Here is a 10439-nt window from a genome sequence, read left to right on the forward strand (position 1 = left end):
CCTTTGATGTTTGCTCGCAGATTTTGATGGATCATTTCTCCGGGAAAAAATCTTTGGTTTTTGCTAATCACCAGTGACCTATTACCTTGTTGACAGTTGTGGTTCTAATTAATCCTTATACTAACCAATTACGCTGGGGTAAAAAATCAGTATAAAGTTTTGCCTCTGCACTATTGGCTTCGGGATTCCAGTTATATTCCCATGTTACCTCGGGAGGTAATGACATGAGAATGGATTCTGTTCTGCCATTTGACTGCAAGCCAAATAAGGTACCACGGTCATAGACGAGATTAAATTCAACATAGCGCCCGCGGCGATATTTTTGAAATGTTTTTTCTCGCTCACCAAATGGATGAGATTTACGGCGACTTACTATAGGGGCATAAGCCTCAATATAATGATTCCCTATACTTTGCATTAATGAAAAGCTGTGCTCGAAGCTTATTTCATTGTAATCATCAAAAAACAAGCCCCCAATTCCTCGTGCTTCATTTCGATGTTTAATGAAAAAATAATCGTCACACCATTGCTTAAATTTAGGATAAATGGATTGGCCAAAAGGTTGGCAAGCCTGCAATGCAGTTTGATGCCAATGCTTGCAATCTTCTTTAAACCCATAATACGGTGTCAAATCAAATCCTCCGCCAAACCACCAAACAGGATCAGCATCTTCTTTTTCAGCAATAAAAAAACGGACGTTGGCGTGAGATGTGGGAACATATGGGTTATCTGGATGAATCACTAGTGATACACCAAGAGCATTAAAATTTCTACCTGCTAATTCTGGGCGATGGGCACTCGCAGATGCTGGAAGATGCGCTCCTAAAACATGAGAAAAATTAACCCCTGCCTTTTCAAAAACCAAACCTTGGGATAAAACACGTGAAATACCACCACCGCCGGCAGAACGTTGCCAGGTATCTTCCATAAATTGGGCCTGTCCGTCTAAATTTTCAAGCCTTGAGCAAATTGTATTTTGCAGCTGTAATAGATAAGTTTTTACCTGCTCTATTGCATTTTCAGGAAGAACATTGTTCTTTAACATAGATAGTACCCCCAATTGATAGCAACTAATTTTCTCACTTATTTGAAGTTGGCACAACGTTTGCTTTTTATAATTAGTGTAACGTGCATTAAAGTTAAGTGAATAAGGGGGAATAGCATGACAGATAATTCATTTAATGAAACGGATACAGTTAGTTTGTCTTTTGAACAAATTGATTCTCCGCTAAAGAAAAATTTAGTAGAGCAGGATTTTTTACATTTAATGGCAGAGCAAATTGAGAGCCAGGATATGATGCAGCGGCAAGTTAATCATGAATTTCTGTCTCAACTGGCACAATTTGCCACTCATAATGGGTGTATAGAAATGCAAGAATCATTGCAACAAATGACCACATCATTACAATCAAATCAAGCATTACAAGCTTCAGCTTTAGTTGGGCGTAAAGTTTTGGTGGAGAGTGATATTCTTCCATTAGGGGCAGAGGTTTCCGTAAGAGTTGCGCTTGATATTTCTTCTGACCTTAGCATGTTGCGTGCTTGTGTCTATGCGGAATCAAAAGAGATGATAAAAACAATTTCTTTAGGTAAACCAGAACCTGGCTTTTTGCAATTCAGTTGGGATGGTATTGGATATGATGGCAAAAAGGTTAAAGAAGGAAGATATAGGATTGAAGTTCATGCTATTTATGAAGATAAAGAAATAGCATTGAAAACCATGATCTTAGCCAATGTTAATAGTGTGAGCCTTGGGCAAAATGGAGAGGGATTAACATTGAATGTTGCAGGAATTGGGCCAATATCATTAAATCAGGTAAGGCAAATATCGGTTTAAGATCAGAAAAATGAATTGAAGAAATAATAACTGAGTTACGCTTTTGTAGAGGGAAATCTTTCTAACCAAAAATTAGCGATATCGATTCGTCTTGTAATCCAAATGTCTTTATGCAGTACTAAATGATTTAAAAAATTCCTTAATATCAAGCACCGATCAGGTTTTCCGCTAAGGCGAGGATGTAAACCTACTGTCATAATTGTGGGTCTTTTTTCTTGATAAAGATAGTTAAATGTATTCATTAAACGAACATAAAACTCCTGTGTACTACAAAACCCCGGGGTTGTTGTGAATCTGAAGTCATTACAATCAAGAGAGTAGGGGATTATCAGATGATTATCAACATAATAAGGTAATTCATCTGCATAACTATCTGAGTCATAAAGAAAACCACCAATCTCAAGTAACAATTCCCGCGTGTGTTCGCTTCGTCTTCCAGTATACCAGCCTTTAGGTCTTTTTCTTGTTAATTGTTCCAGGGTTTTAAGGCACGAAAGGATGTGTTTTTTTTCTTCTTTTCTTGGAACATTTGCATAATTTATCCAACGCCATCCATGGCCAGCCACATCATGATGTTGCCGTGCCAAATAATTTGCCAGTAGTGGGTTTAGGGTTAATGCATATCCAGTCACGAAAAAAGTTAGTGGTACTTGATAAGCGTCAAACAAACGAAGAAGCCGCCACAATCCTACACGACTCCCATATTCATAAAATGATTCCATACTCAGATTACGTTGACCTTTAGCTTTGGGTATGAATGGGAAATCTGCGCCAATTGTTTCAGCTTGCACATCATTATTGACAGGGCTTAACTCAGAACCTTCTTCATAATTAATGACAAAGTTAATTGCCACTTTTGCTTTGTTTGGCCAAAAAAAATCTTTTCCTTCAGGACCATAACCTATTAAATCACGCATTGCTTATCCCAATTCAAAAGTGGTAATGCCATAAATTCCTTGAGTAGAGAGTTTAGGCTCGCCTTTTAAATACATTCTTGCCGTTGCGAATACTTTAGACATCTTCAATTTTTGTACCAAATCAACCGCAAAAGGATTATTTTCAGGAATATCTAAATAAATTGTTTCATCTTGAGCAAATACTGATAATTGTTCCAATAATTTTTCAGCAATATGTGGCGAGTCTGCAAAAAGAGGACCTATTTTATAACCTGCAAAGCATTTTCTAATTACTCCATAACCCTTCAATTGCTGGTCTTGAACATAGCCAAGTGCTAAAGCTGTATTTTGTTGGATCCAGGCTGCAAGAAATTGAGGTCTTGGTGCAGGAAAGAAATGACGATCGTAGTGTGTGAGCTGTGCAAAGGGCACTGTCTGTAAGTTCACTATTAATGGCTCAGGTTTGGGAGAGGGTGGTTTGTGTTCTAAGGCATATCGTGCATTATTATGCGCAAATTTATAACCAATACGCGCATAATTGTCGATCATATCCAGTACCCCGTCGAGTCCAGCATTACGATCACTAATATAAGCAAGCCGAGCTTGGGTTAATTGTATTCCATATCCCTGTGAGCGATAATTTTTATCTACAATATAAAAGCCACAAAATGCAAAGTAATCGTCATATACTACAGCTGAGCCAACAGCAATGATTTGGCCATTTAGTTTACCTGCAAAAAAGCCTTGAGGATCAGTACGATAAAAACATTCTCCATCGTTTAATCCTGGATTCCAACCTTCCTGGCATGCCCATTCCACCGCAGTTGAAATTTCCTCACGTGTCATTCGTGTTATTTGATAATCGTCCATAATAATCACTTTTAATAAATAACTTATTCGTTAAATTTAATATTAAGGAGAGACTAAAGCAAATAGGTAAACTCCTATTGGAACAATCAGATAACTTATCAATAAATTTGTAAAAGAGGAGGGCGTGTTCTGAGCTTATTGATGAATGACACATATCAATTAATTTTTTGAAAAAAATATAATATAAAATTATTTGATATGACATATAAGTATAATTTATTGTACTTATTAAGATTTTATTGGTTAAATAGTACGCAATTTTAGTATACGAACTAATTCAATGCATTTTTCAAACGAAACAACATTTTAAAGGAATCATAAATGGGTAAAATCAATCAGGAGATCCATAAATACATTGCTACTCTTGCAAATCAAGGAATCCAAGTTGAATTTTGTCTTGGTTTGAAACCCCAGCAACAATCTGGACAAGTATGTAAATTAATCGCTGGAGCAGTGGTACAAGAATATTTAGTGAATCAAAAATTCCATTCACAAACTTCTTTACCGCTGCAAAAAAAGGGTATTTTTTCTTATTCACTTCGTCAGCATGCAAAACAAGTGATTCATTCTCAGGTAGGGGAGGTTTATGGTCCTACACAAATGAAAAAAGTTTTTGATTATAATAAATTTGAAACTACATCCTTTCATATAACGAATAAAGATAGTTACGAAAAATTTATTATTCATATGATTAATCAAAAACAACCTGTTATTGCTTATTTTGATGTAACTCCCCGGATGGATTTGGAGGAGCAAGGCATGCCCGGTATTTTTAATGGGAGTTTTGAACATGGGGCTGCTATTGCTGGATATTATTATTCGAATGCACAATTAAATTTGATTATTGCGCAATGGGGGGAGTTTTATGAAATAGCATTTGATGCGTTATTTAATTCTACATCTCAATTAAGTACAGTAAAATCGCCAGAAAATTATCAAAAATATTATCCTATTCCTGGTTTATTTAGTAAGAAGACATGGCTTGAAAAGAAACAAATGGACATTATTTGTGATTCTCTCTGTGAGAAGCAAACAACCTTAAGCAGTATTGTTTCATTTCTTAATTACATGTGGCCAAAAGATCAAGAAAGAATAGCAATTCCTCCTAATGATGATAGTGCTTGCTTAGCCAATGTGTTAACCCTTATCACAGGAAACTCTCATACAATTGAATTGGGAGATTTTTACCAATATCGGCTCGATTTTGAAAAACTCAACGAAGAACAAAATGAGTATGACTTTTCCCCAAGATTTTTAATTTGTGACTAATAAGGGGTTGATCATCGATCGCTCTCCTAAGTGATCTACTAAGTCCAACTTGATATTTTTCAAATAATCTCAGCTTGATTCGATTATTAGAGACCGCGATAAAATCTCATCGTTTCAAATAGTTCAAATCCATTTTTTTGATACAGTTTTTCTACAAAACTATTGTTTAGTGTTTGTACTATGAGAAAAGTACAATTTTTTGAGGAACTATAATATTTCTGATAGTGCAGTAATGTTTTTGCGAGCCCCCTATTTCTCCAGGAGGGAACTATGCCTACACACCATGCGAAACTGTAAGGTTGCTCCGTAGCTATGGCGGTAACAGCTATCATTTTTTTGGCATTATCCTGAAGATAAGTAAATTTAAGTTTTGTCTTTTGAGATTGAAAGGCAGTCAGTAATGTTTTGCCATAAATTTCTGGCAAATTTCCATAGGGGTCGTTATTTTGATATCCAGAATAAGCCTGATGAAAAGCGTCAATGAACTGAATCATTTCTTTTTTGGAGTTCACCACTGAAAAGGTAAATGGTGAGGAAGGTTGTTCAAGCTTTTGAGGAATTTCTGCTAACATCCATGAATCAATAAACTGTAAATCATTCTGTCTCTCTGTAAGTATTGCCGGCGTATATATTGATGCAGTATCAGAAGCCAAATGGGTCTCTGATGTGGGTAGGATATACTCCCAACAGAACTCTCCTGGAATATTGGAATAAGTCTGTAAGTACTGCGGTGTTTTAATCAGATCTGAAAAAAAAGTTCCCAGTAAAAGTTCATGATTTAATTCAATGGCTTTTGCTTTATCAAACGAAGAGTTTATTTTATTGGTTTCCACCATTTAATATAATGCCTTTATCGCTGCAAGAGCATTTAGAGCATTATCCAATTGTTCTTGACTATTGGTTGCAGTAATGGCAAATCGAAAACCACATTCAAGTCGCGGCGTAAGTGGAAAAATACGAATGCCTGAAAAAATACCGTGTTCCATTAAAATAGTGTTCCAAAGAGGAACATTTTCTTTTTTTCCGCAAATGACATGAATGGCCGGATGATGGTTTACGCTGTGGAATGGAATATCAAGCGCTTTTAGTCCATCGGTGAAATAGATGATTTTTTCACGAAGCTTTCTACGGAGATCATCTCCAGATTCTTTATTAATTTGTAACGCAGCATAGGCCATCCCTGCAAGGGCTGGGCTGATGGGAGCTGAATAAACAAATTGATCAGACTCTACGGCGATATTAGATTCATATTCTTCAGGGATACCTAAAAAAGCCGTATGGGTGCAAAATGCTTTGCCAAAACTGGAGATATAAAAAGTCCTGCGCGTATCTCCCTTAAAATAGTTAATAATACCATTTCCACCCGAACCCCATGGATTATCGAGTGAAGGTGATTCACCGAAAATACCAAAACCATGAGCATCATCGATAAAAAGCCAACTATCATATTTTCTGCAAAGAAACTGTAATTCAGGGACAGGGGCAATGTAGCGTGCTAGGCTGTGAACCCCATCGACAAAAATAAATTTTCGTTTAATCGCTTTGTTTGCTATCAGGATCGATTCAAGATGATCTAAGTTATTGACATCAAATTTTATAATTTCTGAATGATCCAGAGAAGCTAGTTTACAGCCTGTTTTTACAACAGGATGAAGGTATGTATCACAAATCAAGAGTGCATTGCGTCCTGTGATCGCAGGTATACTGGAGGTGCATCCATTAGAAATCGTATGGCTTAATAATACCCGCGAATAACCAATCATTTCACCAATTGAGGATTCAAGATCACGAAAAATATGGCAATCTGCTTCTAATCTTCCCCATTGGGTGAGAGAACCCCATTTACGAAGAAAGTTATCAGATGCTAGAAACATTTCTTCTCTATAATCAAGACCAAGATAATTTGTAGAACAAAAATCAGAAAATGGTTTATTGTCAGAAATAAATGTTCTATTGGAAGAATAATTTTGTACGGGAATTCCATACAAGTTATTATCAAGTAATTCTTTAAAATATTTAGACATATAAATTCCTGATTTTATGGTTTTTGAGGGTTTGCCATAGAGTTTGTTTCATGAGCTCACGTGTTCCGCCAAGATTGTTCAATGCTTCATGATCAGCAAGTAACTTTGAAGTGATATGATTTTTAAAATAACTTTTACCACCACAGATCTCTTTGAGCAGGATGATGGATTTTCCTACATCATTGATGCATGAAAGTTTAATAATCGATAGAATAGATTCCGTAGGGTTTCCCTTTTCCATTGAGTCAATACAATTTTTGACTAAAGATTCAAGACGAATAAGTGCTTCAAAGATGCTAAGAATTTTATTCTGTAGATATTGATTAGCGAACTTCTCATGAACATCATCATCCATTTCTTTTAGAGCATAGTGTAGAATTTTTTTAAGAATACCCGTCATGATGCAGCCGAGAAGAAATCGTTCCATATTATATATTTGGCGCATTACTAGTAGACTGCGTCGAACCTCCGTGACAAGTCGGATATTTCTAATGTTCTTGTACTGAGCAGAAATACTGCCAGTAGGACAAGATCTAAGACCAGAGAGCTGTTCGGAAAAACACTTCTGTTGTATTTCTGAACCTTCGAAAAGAAGCATCGCAAATTGATTTTTTGCTTTTCCTTCAATAGGCACACTGGCAATCACTAAATCAGCAGCGCCTGCATTAGTGATGAGGGGTTTATTGATAACAATATCAAAGGAACTGTCTGAGTTGAACTTAATACAAGAGGTCATGGCATTTAGATTACTTCCATGATGGAATGCTTCATTATTGGCAACGGCTGTAATAATTTCTCCATTGAGAAGCTGGTTGAGATGCTGAGAAAGACAGTCATTGCTTTGTTGTTGTGCGATGAATAGGGTAATTAAATTGACCATTAAAGAAATGCAAGCACCTACATCTTCTGAATCAAAAGCCAAATTGGCAAAAAATTCAAAGCTTAATTTGGGGCATATTTTGTCATTCTTTAAACAGTGATGAAGAGGATTTTTTGCGTAAAATGTTTTCAATACTGCTAAAAAAGGATAATTATTGAGTACAGACATAAACTATAGTGTTGATTTATTGAACTGAGTAGCACGCTAAACAGCCCTTTGTTTGTTTGGTGTTCTTATATCATATTTATATTGTCTAAGTAAATTATAAGGTTTATGTAGCTTTATGATTTTTAATTAATAAATTTAATGATTTGTGTTATTTAATAATGCAGCATTGAGTAATTGATATTAAATACTGAAAATTCCTGTATGATATTAATTTTTAAAATGTAAGGAAACATGATGAATTTCAATATTCGGAATACCTTAGGTCCGTTATTCCTGATTCTTGTATGCCCTGTTTTTGTGATGCTAATGTGGTATACCAATACTCAGCTTGAAGGATCTTTGTTGGCATTATGGAACTTGATGCTCCAGAAAGGGTTTTCACAATCGATTTATTCAATATGGCAACCTTATTTTTGGGGCTCAGCAATCGCCTGGAAAATCATTTTAGTATTTATTGTATTTGAATTGGCATTAATGCGAGTACTGCCAGGAAAAATATTTCATGGACCGATTTCTCCTAAAGGAAATGTACCTGTATATAAAGACAATGGTCTTTTTGCATTTATCGTGACTATGGCAACATTTTGCATTGCTTCCTTTGGTTTTAATTTATTTTCGGCTTCTATTCTCTATGATAATCTTGGGGCTCTTTTCGGCGCACTTAATCTATTTAGTCTTATATTTTGTGCTTTTTTATATCTTAAGGGGCGTTTTTTTCCTTCATCCACTGATTCAGGTATCACTAAGAATATTTTGTTTGATTACTATTGGGGCACAGAGCTTTATCCTCAAGTGTTGGGATGGCATATTAAGAAATTCATCACTTGCCGTTTTGGAATGATGAGTTGGGGATTATTTTTGATTTCTTATTGTGCAAAACAAGCAGAATTAGGTGGTTTATCAAACTCTATGCTTATTTCTGTTTTCCTACAATTTGTTTATTTAAGCAAATTTTATATGTGGGAAAAAGGTTATTTGCGCTCATTAGATATGATGCATGATCGCGCTGGTTTTTATATTTGTTGGGGATGTATGGTATGGGTTCCTTGCGTTTATACTTCACCGAGCATGTATCTTGTTCTTCATCCCATTCATTTACCATTTGTTTGGGCAATCCTCATTTTGTTCCTGGGTTTTGCATCTATTATGATTAATTATCTTGCAGACAGACAAAGATTGATGGCCAGAGCAACACAGGGTGACTGTACCATATGGGGTAAAAAACCAGTTACTGTATTAGCTCATTATAAAACTACAGAAGGCGACAAAAAGCAAACTATATTGCTTGCTTCCGGATGGTGGGGTGTTGCGCGGCATTTTCACTACATTCCAGAACTTGCTGGAACATTTTTTTGGTCTGTGCCTGCTTTATTTGAAAATTTCTCACCGTATTTTTATCTGAGTTTTTTAACAGTACTTTTATTTGATAGAGCTTTTCGTGATGATAAACGTTGTGCGACTAAATATGGTCAAGATTGGAAAAAATACTGTGAGCTTGTGCCGTATAAGATTGTTCCTTTTCTAATTTAACCTAGAAAGTCAAACTCAATGATCTGGTGGTTATTTTAAAACCAAATAACCGCCAGATGGTATAAACTATTGTAACTTATTTGTTGCTGATTCGATTTTCAATAGTTCTTTTAATTTTTGCCCCACTGATTCATCTTCTAATAATGGCTTTAACGCATCCCCAAGGTATCCAGTGGTTAATATTGTTATATCTTGCTCATCTAATTCTGATACTTTGGTGGTTTCAAAATTCTTAAATAATTTATCTATCGCATCGAGTTTTTGAGTTCTGGTATATCCTGACATGCCCACATATGATGCCATATAGTTAAAAAAAGTTCCGACCGTTCCATAATAATATTCACTTGTTCTGTTTTCGGTAGTCTCTATATAAGATTTTAACCCCTCTTTAACTTTAGGAACCGTTGTATCCTTTTCAACTGAAATCACTTCATTTTTTAAGTCGGTGATTGGTTCCTCTATAACTGCTCCAGTTTCTAAAATGGAATCCTCTGTAATTGTTACATCTTTTTCAGCATCTAATTGGAGTTGAACTAAACGTGCTTTTTTGTGTAATTCATTTATTTTTTCAGGCAATGTAACTGTAGCCAATTTGATTAAACTCACAATAGGATGTTCGGGATCAATAAAAATTCTGAATTGATTTGCATTTTTCATTAATTCGGAATTTTCAAGCTCGGTCAATGCGTTTTCTTTTTCTTCCCGAAAATTACTAAGAAGGGCATGGTCAAGTAGAATAGATAAATCTTTTGCTTCTTGTTCGAGTTCACGTAATTTATGCATAGTTGTTCCAAATTTTTAGGGTAATAAAATAGGTATAATCATAATATAAAAATATTAAGTCTATATTAAGTCAGTTAAAGTATAAACGTTCTCCCAGGGCGATTTCATCAAAGTTTAAAAACCTATCACTTTTCTCAAATATTTAGTAGAAAGGGCAGCTTTCAATCGTTTTAAAGCAATGC

At 35.4% G+C, this 10439-nt stretch carries 10 protein-coding genes; 3 read left to right on the plus strand and 7 right to left on the minus strand.

Annotation, left to right across the window (positions count from 1 at the left end):
- Nucleotides 1-115: 115 nt before the first annotated feature.
- Complete coding sequence (gene hemF, locus Lsan_RS09215) at nucleotides 116-1045, minus strand: oxygen-dependent coproporphyrinogen oxidase (protein WP_058514114.1); 930 nt, start codon at nucleotides 1043-1045, stop codon at nucleotides 116-118.
- Between the two features lie 117 nt (nucleotides 1046-1162).
- Here hemF and Lsan_RS09220 point away from each other — a divergent pair, with 117 nt between their 5' ends.
- Nucleotides 1163-1837, plus strand: a complete 675-nt coding sequence (locus Lsan_RS09220; RefSeq protein ID WP_058514115.1) for a flagellar hook assembly protein FlgD — start codon at nucleotides 1163-1165, stop codon at nucleotides 1835-1837.
- Nucleotides 1838-1872: 35 nt separating this feature from the next.
- Here the strand turns inward: Lsan_RS09220 and Lsan_RS09225 are convergent, their stop codons facing one another.
- Nucleotides 1873-2754 carry a polysaccharide deacetylase family protein gene (locus Lsan_RS09225; protein WP_058514116.1) on the minus strand — a complete coding sequence of 294 codons (882 nt, stop codon included), beginning with the start codon at nucleotides 2752-2754 and terminating at the stop codon, nucleotides 1873-1875.
- 3 nt (nucleotides 2755-2757) lie between these two features.
- Entirely contained in the window at nucleotides 2758-3603 is an 846-nt protein-coding gene (locus tag Lsan_RS09230; RefSeq protein WP_058514117.1) for a GNAT family N-acetyltransferase, read from the minus strand.
- A 321-nt stretch (nucleotides 3604-3924) separates the two neighbouring features.
- Between Lsan_RS09230 and Lsan_RS09235 the strand changes: the two genes are divergently transcribed.
- A complete protein-coding gene (locus Lsan_RS09235; RefSeq protein ID WP_058514118.1) occupies nucleotides 3925-4872 on the plus strand; it encodes a hypothetical protein in 948 nt (315 codons plus the stop codon).
- 86 nt (nucleotides 4873-4958) lie between these two features.
- On the opposite strand, the gene Lsan_RS09240 is transcribed toward Lsan_RS09235, so the two are convergent.
- The 3 genes from Lsan_RS09240 to Lsan_RS09250 are packed head-to-tail and all read right to left on the minus strand — an operon-like array spanning nucleotide 4959 to nucleotide 7944.
- Nucleotides 4959-5708: a GNAT family N-acetyltransferase gene (locus Lsan_RS09240; RefSeq protein ID WP_058514119.1), complete on the minus strand. Its 750-nt coding sequence runs from the start codon at nucleotides 5706-5708 to the stop codon at nucleotides 4959-4961.
- A complete protein-coding gene (locus Lsan_RS09245; protein WP_058514120.1) occupies nucleotides 5709-6896 on the minus strand; it encodes an aminotransferase class I/II-fold pyridoxal phosphate-dependent enzyme in 1188 nt (395 codons plus the stop codon).
- Nucleotides 6889-7944, minus strand: coding sequence for an acyl-CoA dehydrogenase family protein (locus tag Lsan_RS09250; protein ID WP_058514121.1), 1056 nt, complete (start codon nucleotides 7942-7944; stop codon nucleotides 6889-6891). The genes Lsan_RS09245 and Lsan_RS09250 overlap by 8 nt, the downstream gene beginning before the upstream one ends.
- A 234-nt stretch (nucleotides 7945-8178) precedes the next feature.
- Here Lsan_RS09250 and Lsan_RS09255 point away from each other — a divergent pair, with 234 nt between their 5' ends.
- Nucleotides 8179-9474, plus strand: coding sequence for a phosphatidylethanolamine N-methyltransferase family domain-containing protein (locus Lsan_RS09255; protein WP_058514122.1), 1296 nt, complete (start codon nucleotides 8179-8181; stop codon nucleotides 9472-9474).
- 66 nt (nucleotides 9475-9540) lie between these two features.
- Here Lsan_RS09255 and ceg19 read toward each other — a convergent pair whose 3' ends face one another.
- On the minus strand, nucleotides 9541-10257 hold the full coding sequence (gene ceg19 / locus Lsan_RS09260; RefSeq protein WP_058514123.1) for a Dot/Icm T4SS effector Ceg19: 717 nt from the start codon (nucleotides 10255-10257) through the stop codon (nucleotides 9541-9543).
- Between the last annotated feature and the right edge of the window lie 182 nt (nucleotides 10258-10439).

It is taken from the genome of Legionella santicrucis, from assembly GCF_001468135.1.
GTDB lineage: Bacteria > Pseudomonadota > Gammaproteobacteria > Legionellales > Legionellaceae > Legionella > Legionella santicrucis.